Origin of the sequence: Streptomyces sp. CMB-StM0423 (assembly GCF_002847285.1) — a bacterium.
In the GTDB taxonomy this organism is placed as follows: Bacteria; Actinomycetota; Actinomycetes; order Streptomycetales; family Streptomycetaceae; genus Streptomyces.
Genome location: NZ_CP025407.1, coordinates 3,046,044 through 3,060,088, shown reverse-complemented (window position 1 = coordinate 3,060,088; position 14,045 = coordinate 3,046,044). Strand labels below are relative to the sequence as shown.

The 14,045-nt window shown below is 72.7% G+C and carries 10 protein-coding genes, 4 pseudogenes and 1 riboswitch; of the genes and pseudogenes, 4 read left to right on the top strand and 10 right to left on the bottom strand.

The features are described from left to right. Positions 1-42: 42 nt before the first annotated feature. From CXR04_RS12945 to CXR04_RS12920, 5 genes and pseudogenes are all read right to left on the bottom strand, one after another. Entirely contained in the window at positions 43-1,458 is a 1,416-nt protein-coding gene (locus CXR04_RS12945) for a metallophosphoesterase (protein WP_101422104.1), read from the bottom strand. Positions 1,459-1,606: 148 nt separating this feature from the next. Next, positions 1,607-1,834 (bottom strand): annotated as a pseudogene (locus CXR04_RS36895) (SCO4848 family membrane protein); the annotation flags it as partial. An 85-nt stretch (positions 1,835-1,919) separates the two neighbouring features. Then, complete coding sequence (locus CXR04_RS12930; protein WP_101422102.1) at positions 1,920-2,795, bottom strand: glycosyltransferase family 2 protein; 876 nt, start codon at positions 2,793-2,795, stop codon at positions 1,920-1,922. Between the two features lie 207 nt (positions 2,796-3,002). Further along, positions 3,003-3,798: pseudogene (locus CXR04_RS12925) on the bottom strand (methyltransferase domain-containing protein). A gap of 9 nt (positions 3,799-3,807) precedes the next feature. After that, complete coding sequence (locus tag CXR04_RS12920) at positions 3,808-4,599, bottom strand: hypothetical protein (RefSeq protein WP_101422100.1); 792 nt, start codon at positions 4,597-4,599, stop codon at positions 3,808-3,810. 172 nt (positions 4,600-4,771) lie between these two features. Between CXR04_RS12920 and CXR04_RS12915 the strand changes: the two genes are divergently transcribed. Continuing rightward, a complete protein-coding gene (locus CXR04_RS12915; protein WP_101422098.1) occupies positions 4,772-6,151 on the top strand; it encodes a D-alanyl-D-alanine carboxypeptidase family protein in 1,380 nt (459 codons plus the stop codon). Here the strand turns inward: CXR04_RS12915 and CXR04_RS35810 are convergent. The 3 genes and pseudogenes from CXR04_RS35810 to trpS all read right to left on the bottom strand — a co-directional run. Further along, a pseudogene (locus CXR04_RS35810) lies at positions 6,068-6,793 on the bottom strand (YihY/virulence factor BrkB family protein); the annotation flags it as partial. The gene CXR04_RS12915 and the pseudogene CXR04_RS35810 overlap by 84 nt on opposite strands. Positions 6,794-7,088: 295 nt before the next feature. Continuing rightward, the gene (locus CXR04_RS12905) at positions 7,089-7,670 is read right to left on the bottom strand and encodes a 2'-5' RNA ligase family protein (RefSeq protein ID WP_101422094.1); all 582 of its coding nucleotides are present in this window, start codon (positions 7,668-7,670) and stop codon (positions 7,089-7,091) included. 20 nt (positions 7,671-7,690) lie between these two features. Beyond that, entirely contained in the window at positions 7,691-8,710 is a 1,020-nt protein-coding gene (gene trpS, locus CXR04_RS12900; RefSeq protein WP_101422092.1) for a tryptophan--tRNA ligase, read from the bottom strand. 53 nt (positions 8,711-8,763) lie between these two features. Here trpS and CXR04_RS36890 point away from each other — a divergent pair. Both CXR04_RS36890 and CXR04_RS12890 read left to right on the top strand, forming a co-directional pair. Beyond that, a pseudogene (locus CXR04_RS36890) lies at positions 8,764-9,036 on the top strand (sigma factor); the annotation flags it as partial. Between the two features lie 464 nt (positions 9,037-9,500). Further along, positions 9,501-9,812: a hypothetical protein gene (locus CXR04_RS12890; RefSeq protein ID WP_101422090.1), complete on the top strand. Its 312-nt coding sequence runs from the start codon at positions 9,501-9,503 to the stop codon at positions 9,810-9,812. Positions 9,813-9,927: 115 nt separating this feature from the next. Here the strand turns inward: CXR04_RS12890 and glyA are convergent, their stop codons facing one another. Next, the gene (gene glyA, locus CXR04_RS12885; protein WP_101422088.1) at positions 9,928-11,208 is read right to left on the bottom strand and encodes a serine hydroxymethyltransferase; all 1,281 of its coding nucleotides are present in this window, start codon (positions 11,206-11,208) and stop codon (positions 9,928-9,930) included. A gap of 31 nt (positions 11,209-11,239) precedes the next feature. Further along, positions 11,240-11,330, bottom strand: a riboswitch (ZMP/ZTP riboswitch). A 126-nt stretch (positions 11,331-11,456) separates the two neighbouring features. On the opposite strand from glyA, the gene rocD reads away from it, so the two are divergent. Then, positions 11,457-12,662 carry an ornithine--oxo-acid transaminase gene (gene rocD, locus CXR04_RS12880; RefSeq protein WP_101422086.1) on the top strand — a complete coding sequence of 402 codons (1,206 nt, stop codon included), beginning with the start codon at positions 11,457-11,459 and terminating at the stop codon, positions 12,660-12,662. 49 nt (positions 12,663-12,711) lie between these two features. On the opposite strand, the gene CXR04_RS12875 is transcribed toward rocD, so the two are convergent. Next, positions 12,712-13,890, bottom strand: coding sequence for a glycosyltransferase (locus CXR04_RS12875; protein ID WP_234380207.1), 1,179 nt, complete (start codon positions 13,888-13,890; stop codon positions 12,712-12,714). Positions 13,891-14,045: the final 155 nt, after the last annotated feature.

Genomic DNA, 14,045 nt, shown 5'->3' with positions numbered 1-14,045 from the left:
CCGCGCGCGGGCGGGCGCGGGACGTACGCGTACGAGCGCCCCTCACGCCCCCGGCGACGCCAGCCGCACCATCGTGATGTCCGACGGCGCCCCCACCCGCACCGGCGGCCCCCACGCCCCCGCGCCGCGCGTGACGTACAACTGCGTGTCCCCGTACCGCTCCAGCCCCGCCAGCGTCGGGTTCGCCGCCTCCGCGATGTACGTCACCGGCCACATCTGCCCGCCGTGCGTGTGCCCCGACAACTGCAGGTCCACGCCGTGGTCCACCGCGTCGTGGATCACGACCGGCTGGTGCGCGAGCAGCACAGAGGCGCGGGAGGTGTCGCGGTCGCCGAGGGCGCGCGCGAAGTCCGGGGCCTGGCCGACGTCCTCGCCGGAGACGTCGTTGACGCCGGCGAGGTCGAAGCCGGCCAGTTCCGTACGGGCGTTCTCCAGCGGGTGCAGGCCGAGTTCGCGGAGGTGGTCGAGCCACTCACCGGCGCCGTCGGCGCCGGTGAAGTACTCGTGGTTGCCGGTGACGAAGTACGAGCCGTCCCGCGCGTCCAACTGCCCCAGCGGCTCCGCGGCCGTTCCGAGGTGGTCGACGGAGCCGTCGACGAGGTCGCCGACGATGGCCACGAGGTCGGGGCGCCGGGCGTTGATCGTGTCGACGATCCGCTGGGTGTGCCCGCGGCCGAGGACGGGACCGAGGTGGATGTCGCTGACGACGGCGATGCGGTAGCCGTGGGCGGACGCGGGCAGCTTGGTGAGGGGGACGGTGACGTTCTTGACCCTGGGCGCGCGGCCGAGCACGCCGTACGCCCCGTACGCGACGGTCCCGGCGGCGACGGCGGTGGCGCCGATCGCGACGGTACGGGCGACGAAGAGCCGCCGCGACACGTCCCCGCCCACCGGCGCGGCCGCGGAGTCGCCGCCGTCGGCCGCGCCGCCCTCGTCCCCGGCCTCGGTGGCCGGCCCGAGCCGCAGCGGCGCCTTCGTCCCCGTACCGCCGCTACTGGCACCTTTGCCGCCACCGGCCGCCGCGGCCGCCTCGTCCGCCGCCTCCGCCGTCGCGACCTGCTGCGCCAGGGCGGCGACGGCCGCCTCGCGCTCCGCCTCGGCCATTGGCGCCGCGGCCCCCGTACCACCGCCGGCCCGCCGCGCCCGCCGCTCCAGCACCCGCAGCAGCACCGGCCGTACCAGCTCGCCCACCGCCAGCCCCAGCAGCAGATACAGCAGCAACGCCAGCCACATCAGCCCCGGCCACCCCAGCGCCTGCTGCACCGGCATCGGCGCCCCGGCCCGCTCCGAGGCCACCGCGGCGAACGCCATCAGCGGCAGCAGCACCACGGCGGGCGTCGCCAGCCGCCGCGGCCAGCCGCCGCGCCGCATGGTGTCCCGGACCAGCCGCCGCCACACGTACCAGTGCGCCCCGGCGACGAGCAGCAGCATCCCGATCGCAATCGGCACGAAGACCACGGCCCTACCTCCCGGCCCCGGCCGCCGCCTCGCGCACATCCCCGCCGGCGCCGCCGGCACCGTCCGAGCCGCCCGCGCCGTCCGCCCCGCCCGCCCCGCCGTCCGCCCCGCCGCCCGGCCCGCCGTCCGCCGGACCCCGCTCGGCCCGCCGCGCCGCCCGTACGCCGCGCAGGCCCAGCCACCCGATCGTCGTCCCCAGCACGAAGGACGTCACGGCCAGCGTGAGGTGCACCCAGAAGTACCCCGTGGGGTCGCCGTCCTCGAACGCCAGCCCGCTGGAGTCCTTCCACAGATTCCGGACGAACGTGATCCAGATGAACCAGGACCACCCGCCGAAGGCGAGCAGAAACCAGGAGCTGCGGCGTGAGAGGTACATGCGACAAGCCTCGCACCCCGCCCCGCGAACCCACGCCCGGGGCACTCTGAGCCCCCGACCCGCGGGCCCGCGCACCCCCGGCGAGCTAGACGATCGGCGGCCGTCCCAGCCTGGACATGCGCCACACCGTGCGCCACCGCATGGGCCGCCGCCCGCCGCAGTCTGTCCGCATCCCTTCGGTGAACCCGCCGAACCACGCCCGCAGCCCCGCCGCCGACCGCACCCGCGCCAGGGTCAGCGCCAGCCAGGTGCCGAGATAGACCGGGACCAGCGGGAACGGAAGGTGCCGGCGGGCCAGCCAGACGCGGTTGCGGGCCGTCATCCGGTAGTAGACCGCGTGCCGGGCGGGGGAGGTCTTCGGATGCTGGAGCAGCAGCTCGGGGTCGTAGACGACCTTCCAGCCTGCGTCCAGCGCCCGCCAGGCGAGGTCCGTCTCCTCGTGCGTGAAGAAGAAGTGGCCGGGCCAGGTGCCGACCTCGTCCAGCATGCGCATCGACAGGGCGTGACCGCCGCCGAGGAACGTGGTCACCTCTCCGCCGCGCATCGGGTCGCCGGACCGCAGCCGGGGTACGTGCCGCCGCTGGGTGGCGCCGGTGGCGTCGGCGATGCGGAAGCTGACGACGCCCAGTTGTTCGTCGGCGGCGTAGTGGTCGCGGAGCCGGGCGAAGACCTCGTTGTCGACCAGCAGCCCGTCGTCGTCCAGGTCGACGACCACGTCCACGTCGCCGAAGGCGCGAAGCTCGTTGATCGCGACGTTGCGCCCGCCCGAGACGCCCAGGTTGTCGCTCAGCTCCACGGCGGTCACGCCGTCGCCGAGATCCGGCAGCCGGCATCCGTTGCCGACGACCACCACCCGAGCGGCCGGCACCCGCTGCGCGGCCACCGACTCCAGCAGGGCGGCGAGTTCGGCGGGGCGCGTGCCCATGGTCAGGACGGCGACCCCGAGGCGCGGTACGGACACGACGGCACTCCAGACCTCGACTACGGTGCCCGCGATGCTAACCGTTCACCACCCGGCCACCCCTTGTTACGCCGCCGGCGGCCCCGGGACCCGGGGCCATCCGGTGGTGCGGGGCGGGTGACGATCGAGGGGTGGGGAGTTTCCGGAGACGGGGCGGCCGGCCGGAGCAGATCGCCGGCTCGGAGAACGGTGAGGTCGCGTACGCGCTCACGCGGAGCCGGTGGGAACAGACCCGGCAGCCGCCGGTGGTGCCTCGGCCACGAAGAAGAGGAAGCAGGTCTTCGTCGCCAGGTCGTCGAAGGTGTCGGGGAACAGCTCGCGCGCCGCCGGATCCGGCCGCGGCTCGCTGAGGACGGCGGTGCGGAAGCCGGCCGCGGGGAAGGCGTCGGTCATCGCGTGCAGCGGCTTGCGCCAGAACTTCATCGGGACGGTCTGCCCGCCGAAGCTCCAGTCGAAGGTGTAGCTGGTGGTCGCGAAGTAGTCGGGCCGCCGGCTCCCGGTGCGTGTACGCGACGAAGGGGTGGTCCACGGACGCGATCAGCCGCCCGCCGGGCCTGAGCACGCGCCGCAGCTCCGCCAGCGTCGGCCCCCAGTCCTCCAGGTAGTGCAGGACCAGCGACGCGACCACGTCGTCGAACGTCCCGTCGGCGAACGGCAGGCGCTCGCGCAGGTCGGCCCGGTGCAGGTCCGCGCCGTCGCCCAGCCGCCGCGCGGCCAGCGCCAGCATGCCCGTACTCGCGTCGACACCGGTGACGACGGCCCCGCGGTCGCGGAGCGCGGCCGTCAGCGGGCCCGCGCCGCAGCCGGCGTCGAGGATGCGCCGGCCGGTCACGTCGCCGGCGAGGTCCAGCATCGCGGGCCGCTCGTAGTGGGCGTTGACGAGGCTGGTCTCGTTCTCCGCCGCGTACGCCTCGGCGAAGGCGTCGTAGTCGTTCACCCGGGCCCGGGCACCGGCCGCACCCACGTCACCCGCCTCCCCCGCGTCACCGTCGATACGTGCCATCGCCGCAGCCTAGATCACGGGGCCCCCGGCCGGGCCGCCCCAATCCCGCCCTTCGGGGCTGTAGTTCGCCCGCTGGCCCCGGTTGAGGTTCCGGGCCAGGCACACCTGGCACTCCACCCAGCCGGTCTCCCCGTCCTCCTTCGTACGGACCTCGCGGACCGGGCGGTCGTGGTCGGTGAACCCGTTCGCCTCGTACCGCGCCAGCGTGTCCTTCGCGACGAAACCCCACATCTCGCCCACGTACATCTTCTTCTCGCAGAAGTCGCATACGTCGGCGACCTCCGGCCGTTTCACCGACTCCGGCCACGAACCGTGCACCCGTTCCCACCCCAGGGCCGCGAAGAGTACGCACCCCGCCGGGTCCACCGCACCGTTGCCGTCGGAGATGTGGTCGTTCAGCGCGTCCGCGCGTGCCGCCGCCCGGTCGAAGATGAAGAACTCGCTGCACCGCTCGCACACGGCCCACGGGGTGTTGCTGGAGACGTGCTGCCGTAAGAAATCGCCGAACACGGAAGGCAGCCGGTCCGCCGGAAGGAACATCTCCCACACCCCCTTGTTCGTCGCGAAGCAGTCGGCCCAGTGGGCCTCGGAGATCATCACCGTCCTCGTGGGGAGGTAGTACGCCTCCGCGCGTGCCAAGCCCGCGTTGCAGCAGTCGCACACCATCTCGTCGCCACGGCCGCCGGCGCCGCTGCGCGCGCCGGTGCCGCCGTCCCCGGGCGGTGCCGGCAACGCCGCGTCCCCGCCGCCCCGCCCCCGGCCCGCGCGCCCGCCGAACAGCCTGTTCCTGATCCAGCCCATGCCCACCGCTCCTCTGTCGGCGACGGTCGTAGATTCAGCGTAGAACCGGGGCCCGGGACCCCTCCCGTGTCCCACCCGCCCCCATCCGGGGGCGCTCCTCGGCCAACTAGCGCACCTCGGTGTCCACATCGACGGCGACTCCAGGTAGGTTCGCGACGTGCCGACATCTCATGTGACTATCCGCGGCGCCGCGCTCGCCGCCGCCGCCACGCTCCTGTCGCTCGGGGGCGTCGCGCCCGCGGCGGCCCAGGACGACAAGCCGCGGCCGCCCGACCAGATGTCGAACGTCGGGGGCACCCTCCTCGGCCAGCCCGGCACCCACGTCGATCTCGGCACCGGCGCCCCCGAGCTGCCGAAGAAGCTCACCGGCAGGGCCTGGGTCGTCGCCGACGCGGAGAGCGGCGCGGTTCTCGCCGCGCACAACGCGCACTGGAAGCTGCCCCCGGCCAGCACGCTGAAGATGCTCTTCGCCGACACCCTGCTCCCCCTGTTCAACAAGGAGGAGAAGCACAAGGTCGCCGCCGAGGAGCTGGAGGACATGGGCGCGGGCAGCAGCCTCGTCGGCATAAAAGAGGACCTCACCTACACCGTCCGCGAGCTGTGGCTCGGGGTCTTCCTGCGGTCCGGCAACGATGCCGTGCACGTGCTGTCGGCCATGAACGGCGGCGTCGACGCCACCGTGCAGGCCATGAACGACCGGGCGCGCGAGCTGGGCGCCGAGGACACGAACGTGGTCAGCCCCGACGGGTACGACGCGAAGGGGCAGACGTCCAGCGCGTACGACCTGACGCTCTTCGCCCGCGCCGGCATGCAGAACCCGGACTTCCGCGCGTACGCCGCCACCCCCCGGGCGAAGTTCCCGGGCGGGAAGAAGGGCAAGAAGCGCGAGTACTTCGAGATCCAGAACACCAACCGGCTGCTGACCGGGGACGTCGACGTGGACGTCTACCAGGGCATCGCCGGCATCAAGAACGGCAACACCACCAACGCGGGTGCCACCTTCACCGGCGTCGCCGAGCGCGACGGCCGGGTGCTGCTCGTCACCGTCATGCACCCCGACGAGGACGAGTCGAACGCCGTCTACAAGGAGGCCGGCAAGCTGCTGGACTGGGGCTTCAGGGCGGCGCCCGCCGTGCAGCCGGTCGGCGAGCTGGTCCCGCCCGAGGGCATGCGGAACGAGGACGGCGCCGGCAAGGACACCGGCCAGGAGACCGGCAAGGACGGCGGCGGCACCCAGGGCTCCGGCGACGGGGCGTCCGCGTCCGACGGCGCCAGGCCCACCGCCGCGGACGGCGAGGAGGAGGGCGGCGTCGGCACGGCGCTCGCCATCACGATCGGCTCAGTCGCGCTGCTCGCGATCGTCGCCTACGTCATCCACCGCCGCTGGCCGCTCCCCGACCTCGTCGGGCGTGGCCGTCCAGGCGGCGCAATAGAGCAGGAGGCGGGCCATGAAGTTGATCCAGATGACGAGCGCGACGGGAACGCCGAAGGCGCCGTAGACGCTCCGTCCGGCGACGCCGCTGAAGTAGCCGCTGAGAAGAAGCTTGAGTAGCTCGAAGCCCACCGCCCCGGCGAGCGCCGCCTCCACCACCCGCCGCCGCGGCGGGTGGACGCCGGGCAGCCGGGTCAGGACGTAGACAAGCAGCAGGAACCCCGCGGTCACGGCCGCGCCGAACGCGGCCACCTCCAGCACCGCGCTGCCCCAGCCGCCCTCCGTGATGCCGATCCCTCCGAGCACGGCGTCGGTGGCGGTCGCGGCCGTGATCGAGACGGTCAGCGAGACGAGCACCGTGCCGCCGAGGCCGAACAGGATGAGGGCGTCCTTGCCCTTGCCGAGGAACAGGTTCTCGGAGGTGTCCGCCCGGTCCCACACCGCGCGCAGGGCGTCGCGCAGGGTGCTGATCCAGTTGATGCCGGTGACCATCAGCAGGGCGAGCGAGATCAGCCCCACCGTGCCGGCGTTCTCGAAGAGGCTGCTCATGTCGAGCCGGTCGGAGATGCCCGGCACCTGCTTGGTGAGCCAGTTCTCGATGTGCTTGCGCCGGCTGTCGCTGAGGACGGCGGCGGAGATCGCGGCGGCGGTGGTGAGCAGCGGGAAGAGGGCGACGAAGCTGCTGAACGTCACGGCCCCGGCGAGCCGGCTCCAGTGCCGGGCCTGGACGTACTCGAAGGCCCGGTAGGGGCGGGTGCGCATGAACCGGGCGAGATACGGGCCGACGACGGGCAACCTGGTCAGCCACTCCACGCTGCGCTCCTGCCGTCGCGTCCCCCGAGCCGCCACCGGGTGCGCGGCGGCCGTACGAACCGGCGTCTGCCCCGGAAACGCCAGGTTATCTGTGGGGAGGGTGGGGAAAGTGACGCGGCACGCTGGGCGGAAGGAGGCGCCGCGGGAGGAGGTGCCGGGGTTTTATGTGCCGTACGGGCCCCTATGTTCCGTACGAGCCGTTACGTGCTGTAGTGCGAGAAGTTCCCGACCCCGCGAGCCCGCCTCAGCCCGGCGACGGGGCCGGCTCCGAGCGGGTCTGCGCCGGCACCTCCAGCGCCGAGTCACCGCCGAAGCGGAACTCCCGCTCCAGCCGCCACACGCCCTCCGCGTCCTGCTCGTACAGCGAGAACCCGGCCACCGACCACGCGGCCTCGAAGTCCGCCAGCTCCGCCGCCGCCCGGTCCATCGCCGCCTCGTCTATGTCGTGGGCGATCGTCACATGCGGGTGGTACGGGAACTGCAGCTCCCTGGCCAGCGGCCCGGAGGCGTCCCGGACCATCTTCTGCAGCCAGGAGCAGGCCGCCGCGCCCTCCACCACCTGCACGAAGACCACCGGCGTCAGCGGCCGGAACGTGTCCGTACCGCTCAGCCGCATCGGGAAGGGCACCCCGCAGTCGGCGATCTGGGCCAGGTGCCGTTCGATGTGCGGCAGCGCCCCGGCGTCGGCGGCGGTCGGCGGCAGCAGCGTGATGTGCGTGGGAATGCCGTGGGCCGCGGTGTCGCCGAAGCTGATCCGGCGCTGCTGCAGCAGGCTGCCGTACGGCTCCGGGACGGCGATCGATACACCGACCGTCACGGTCCCCACAAGCGTCTCCTTCACGGCCCTCAGTGCTTGGCGGGCAGGAAGCCCACCTTGTCATATGCCTCGGCAAGTGTCTCCGCCGCGACCGCACGCGCCTTCTCCGCGCCCTTGGCCAGCAGCGAGTCCAGGGTCTCCGGGTCGTCCAGATACTCCTGCGTACGGGAACGGAAGGGCGTCACCCACTCGGTCACCACCTCGGCGAGGTCGGTCTTGAGCGCACCGTAGCCCTTGCCCGTGTACTTCTGCTCCAGTTCGGCGACGGTGGCACCGGTGAGCGTCGAGTAGATGGTGAGGAGATTGCTGACGCCGGGCTTGGCCTCCGGGTCGTAGCGGATCTCGGTGGCCGTGTCCGTCACCGCGCTCTTGATCTTCTTCGCGGAGGACTTCGGCTCGTCGAGGAGGTTGAGCAGGCCCTTGGGCGAGGACGCGGACTTGCTCATCTTCACCGTCGGGTCCTGGAGGTCGTAGATCCGGGCCGTCTCCTTGAGGATGTACGGCGCCGGGACGGTGAACGTCCGGCCGAAGCGGGTGTTGAAGCGCTCGGCGAGGTCGCGGGTCAGCTCGATGTGCTGGCGCTGGTCCTCGCCCACCGGGACGGCGTCGGCCTGGTAGAGCAGGATGTCGGCGATCTGCAGGATCGGGTACGTGAAGAGGCCGACGGTCGTGTGGGCCGTGCCCTGCTTGGCGGCCTTGTCCTTGAACTGCGTCATGCGGGACGCCTCGCCGAAGCCGGTGAGGCAGTTCATCACCCAGCCGAGCTGCGCGTGCTCGGGCACCTGGCTCTGCACGAACAGCGTGCAGCGCTCGGGGTCGAGACCGGCGGCGAGGAGCTGCGCGGCGGCCAGGCGCGTGCTGGCGCGCAGCTCCTTGGGGTCCTGGGGGACCGTGATCGCGTGCAGGTCCACCACCATGTAGAACGCGTCGTGCGTCTCCTGCAGGGCCACCCACTGGCGGACGGCGCCGAGGTAGTTGCCGAGGTGGAACGAGCCGGCGGTGGGCTGGATGCCGGAGAGCACGCGGGGGCGATGGGTCGGGGCTGCCATGGGGCTCATTCTCTCAGGTGCGGAACGCGTTTCGGCCCGGCGGTGTAGGGAGGATGCGGGGGCTGCCGGCGGCGGTCCGCGGGCGGGTCCTGTGGGCGGCGGGGGGAGGGGCGGCGATCAGCGGGGACGGTGCGGGTGAGGCGCGGCTGGTGGCGCGTGTACGGAACGGGGAGACCGAGGCGTACGCGGAACTGGTGCGCGCCCATGCGGAGACCGCGCACCGGCTCGCGCTGCTGCTGGGCGCGGGCGCGGAGGCCGAAGACGTGGTGCAGAACGCCTTCATCAAGGCATACCGGGCACTCGGCGGCTTCCGGGACGGCGCGGCGTTCCGGCCGTGGCTGCTGCGGATCGTGGCCAATGAGACCAAGAACACAGTGCGCGCCGCGGCCCTGGGACTCGCCCCGCCCGCCGCCGCGGGCGGTCCGACGAGCGTCCTGCTCGTCAACGGCGGCAGCGGCGAAGCCGCCGCCCTGTACGCCACCCACCCCGACTACGCCGCGCTCGACAAGGCCATCGGCGGCGCCGGCGAACGGGTCGGCCCGGTGCTCACCGAAGCGGGCCTCGGCGGTGCGGACGCGCGGCAGATCACGGTGACGTGGCTCCAGCACGACGTCCACGTGTGGCGCGTCGACACCGTCTACCCGGACGCCCGCGGCGGCGCGGTGGTCAGCAGGGGCACCGGCGGGGACGCGGCGACCGCGCTGACCTGGCGGCGGGTGGAGCACCCGGGGCGGCTCGGTTCGCTGCTCGGCCGGCTGGGGGTCGCGGAGCGGCCGGAGGCGCAGAGCGGGTGGTACATGCCACCGCAGTTCGGCACCGAGGCCGCGGCACCGGAGGCGGGGGGCCTGCCGGAGCCTGCCGCCGCGACGAAGGGGCGGACCAGGGCTCGGCGGCCACGGACACGGACCGGGCGGCCCGCCGCGAGGCGACCGCCGCCGCCGACCCGGATACGGGGCCCGGCACCAACTGGTGGTGGACCCTGCCCGGCCTGGCCGCCGGTGCCCTCCTGGCCACCGCCGCACCCCGCCTGTACCGCCGCCGCCGGACGGCACCGGCCGAGCGGGCCGACTCCCGCGGCGTACTCCTGGACCTCGACGACTGAGGCCCGCCGGAACCCGCGCCACCCGGGTGCGCGAGCCCTCCGGCTCACGCACCCGGCGATCGCACGGCTCCGGACAACGGCCGGCCCCGGCCGACCGGCCAACGGCGTCCCGTGCTCAGCCCACCGCCAGCCCCGGCGCCGGATAGGCCCCCATCAGCTCCGCCACCTCGCCCCGGATCCCCTTCAGCGCCACGTCCCCCTCCGTGCCGCCGGTCCGCGCCGCCGCCACCCCCCGGTCGATCCACTCCGCCACCTGCGCCATCTCCGCCGTCCCCAGCCCCCGCGACGTCAGCGACGGCGTGCCGAGCCGGATGCCCGAGGGGTCGAACGGCTTGCGCGGGTCGTACGGGACGGTGTTGTAGTTGACCACCAGGCCCGCCCGGTCCAGGGCCTTCGCCGCCACCTTCCCCGGGACCCCCTTGCCGGTGAGGTCGATGAGGATCAGGTGGTTGTCCGTGCCGCCCGAGACCAGCGAGAAGCCCCGCTCCGCGAGCCGCGCGGCGAGCGCCTTCGCGTTGGCGACCACGGCCGCCGCGTACTCCCGGAACGACGGCTGCGCCGCCTCGTGCAGCGCCACCGCGATGGCCGCGGTGGTGTGGTTGTGCGGGCCGCCCTGGAGACCGGGGAAGACGGCGCGGTCGATCGCGCGCGCGTGTTCCGCGCGGGTCAGGATCATCGCCCCGCGCGGTCCGCGCAGCGTCTTGTGCGTGGTCGTCGTGACGACGTCCGCGTGCGGTACGGGCGAGGGGTGCGCGCCGCCGGCGATCAGCCCGGCGATGTGCGCCACGTCCGCGACGAGCACGGCGCCGACCTCGCGGGCGATCTCGCCGAAGGCGGCGAAGTCGATGGTCCGCGGGATGGCGGTGCCGCCGCACAGGATGATCTTCGGGCGCTCGGCGCGCGCCAGGTCCCGTACCTCGTCGAAGTCGATGCGCCCGTCCTCGCGCCCCACCGTGTACTGCACACCGCGGAACCACTTGCCGGTCACCGACACGCTCCACCCGTGGGTGAGGTGCCCGCCGTGCGGCAGGGACATGCCCATCACGGTGTCGCCGGGCTCGGCGAAGGCGAGGTAGGCGGCGAGGTTCGCGGGGGAGCCGGAGTAGGGCTGCACGTTGGCGTGCTCGGTGCCGAAGAGGGCGTTGGCCCGGTCCGCGGCGAGGGTCTCGATGGGGTCGATGTTCTGCTGGCCCTCGTAGTAGCGCTTGCCGGGGTAGCCCTCGCTGTACTTGTTGGTTAGCACGGTGCCGGTGGCTTCGAGCACGGCGGCGGAGACGTAGTTCTCGCTGGGGATGAGCCGCAGCGTGTCGGTCTGGAGCTGCTCCTCGGCGGCGACGAGGGCGGCCAGCTCGGGGTCGGTCCGGGCGAGGGCCGGGTGGGCGGGCGAAGGGGCCACGGTGAACCTCCGGGTCGAGTCTGCGTCGGACCCGGGGCACCCAGGCGGGCGGCACCACTCGGCTGCTGCGCCGCGCGGCTCCCCCGTGGTCGGTTCCACGTTCGCCAGTCGCCGCACGTGGTGCCACCCTAGCGGGCACGCCCGCCGGTGATGGATCCTTCGTCCATCAACCGAGTGAAGATAGAAACAGGGGCACCACCCCTGCCCCGCCCGCACCGCCCTTCACGGCGCAACGGAACGGAGATCCCGTGACGCGAACCGACGCAGCCATCGCCGCGGCCGACGCCCACAGCGCGCACAACTACCACCCCCTGCCCGTGGTCGTCGCCACCGCCGAAGGCGCGTGGATGACCGACGTCGAGGGCAACCGCTACCTGGACATGCTCGCCGGCTACTCGGCCCTCAACTTCGGCCACGGCAACCCCCGCCTCCTTGACGCCGCCCGCGCCCAGTTGGACCGGGTGACGCTGACCTCGCGCGCGTTCCACCACGACCGCTTCGCGGAGTTCTGCACACAGCTCGCCGAGCTGTGCGGCAAGGACATGGTGCTGCCCATGAACACGGGCGCGGAGGCCGTCGAGACCGCGGTGAAGACCGCCCGGAAGTGGGGCTACCGCGTCAAGGGCGTGCCCGAGGGGCGCGCGAAGATCGTCGTGGCGGAGAACAACTTCCACGGCCGTACGACCACCATCGTCAGCTTCTCCACCGACCCCGAGGCCCGCGCCGACTACGGCCCGTACACGCCGGGCTTCGCCATCGTCCCGTACGGCGACCTCGCCGCGCTGGACGCGGCCGTCGACGAGGACACGGTCGCCGTGCTGCTGGAGCCGATCCAGGGCGAGGCGGGCGTGCTGGTGCCGCCGCCGGGCTATCTGGCGGGCGTACGGGAGCTGACCGCGGCCCGGAACGTGCTGTTCATGGCCGACGAGATCCAGTCGGGCCTGGGCCGTACGGGCCGTACCTTCGCGTGCGAGCACGAGGGCGTGGTGCCGGACGTCTACATCCTCGGCAAGGCCCTGGGCGGCGGTGTGGTCCCCGTCTCCGCGGTCGTCGCGAGCCGCGAGGTCCTGGGTGTCTTCCGCCCCGGCGAGCACGGCTCCACCTTCGGCGGCAACCCGCTGGCGTGCGCGGTGGGCCTGGAGGTCGTCGCGATGCTCCGCACCGGCGAGTACCAGCAGCGCGCGACGGAACTCGGCGACCACCTGCACCGCGAACTCGGCCTGCTGACGGGCACGGGCGCGGTCCGGGAGGTACGCGGCCGGGGCCTGTGGGCGGGCGTCGACATCGACCCGGCGCACGGCACGGGCCGGGAGCTCTCGGAGAAGCTGATGGCACGCGGCGTCCTGGTCAAGGACACCCACGGCTCCACGATCCGCATCGCCCCGCCCCTGGTCATCACCAAGGAAGACCTCGACTGGGGCCTCACGCAGCTCCGCGAGACCCTCACCGCCTGACCCACCTCGCCGACCGCGGGGCACGGAGCAGATGCCGTGCCCCGCGTCGCTACTTCCTGCGCGCTCTGGCCGCCTTCTTCTTCCGGGAAGCCGCCTTGCCGGCACCCGCCCGGACGGCCTGTGCCCGCCGGGGCCCGGAGGCGGGCTGCGGGATGACGGCGATCTCGCGGGCCGCGAACTCCCGGGTGATCTCGGACTGGGAGCGGACGGTCTCGGGCAGCCCCGGCGTATTCAGGAGTCTCTCGCACGCCTGGAGCGACGCCGGAAAATCGCGTACGAAGTACGCGGTGAGCGCGTACTCGAAGAGCAGGCCCCACTGGTACACCCAGGACTTCGTGAAGAGCAGGTCCGCCGGCGCCGTCCGGCCGACCACGGCACGGAGGATGGCGTACGCGGTCTGATAGCGGCCCTGGCCGCGCAGCCGGGACACCATTTCGTAGCAGGCTTCCAGCCGCTGGGGGCGCGAGTCCCAGGCGCGGGAGAAGGAATCCAGCGCCCCCGGCCAGTCGTTGGCTTTGTCGGCCTTGAGAAGGCCGGCCTCCAGGTGCGAGCAGTAGACCTCTTCCGCCCAGCCGCCCATGGCGGCGCGGCGTTCGTACAGCTCGATCGCGACTTCCGCGTGGCCCAGATCGCGTTCGGTGTTGGCCAGATAGAAGACGGTCCGCGGGTTGGCGGGATCGCGTTCCAGCTCCTGCCGCAGCAGGCGCGCGTCGCGCTCGAACTTGTCGCTGCGACAGCCGCCGTCGGCGTGGTCCTCGATGACCAGGGCGTCGAGGTTCTCCTGGACGTCCTTCTCGTCGGTGCAGGGGTATTCGTGGGTGACGCCTTCGTAGCGCCACGCCACGTCACCGCGCATGAGGTGCTTGAAGCGGTGCTGGGTGCCCGGTGTGTCGTAGCTCAGCATGTACGAGGTCGCGGTCAGGTGCGGCAGCGGTGCGTCCTGGCGCATGACGTGGTCGGCGTCGAGGGTGAGGAGGTAGTCGGCTTTTCCGCGGGCTCGGCGGATGTTCTCCGTGCGGTTGTGCCCGAAGTCGGTCCAGGGCTCCTCGTGGAGTTCTCCGGGGATACCGTCGAGCGCGGAACGGATCAGTTCCTGCGTACCGTCACTTGAACCGGTATCGGAGATCACCCATGTGGTGATCAGAGGGCGCACGGACGCGAGGCACCGCTCGATCACACGCGATTCGTTCTTCACGATCATGCACAGGCAGATGCTCTGCTTCGTCACGCTTCACCGGTCCTGGATGAGGGCGGGGCCCTTGATACGAGGAGCGCCACCACTGTGACACGTGGTCTATCCGGGACTCGGTATCCACGCAAAGGCATGACCCGGATATCACGCCTTACTTGTCACACGAATACCCCGTTCGCCCTCGGCGCTTC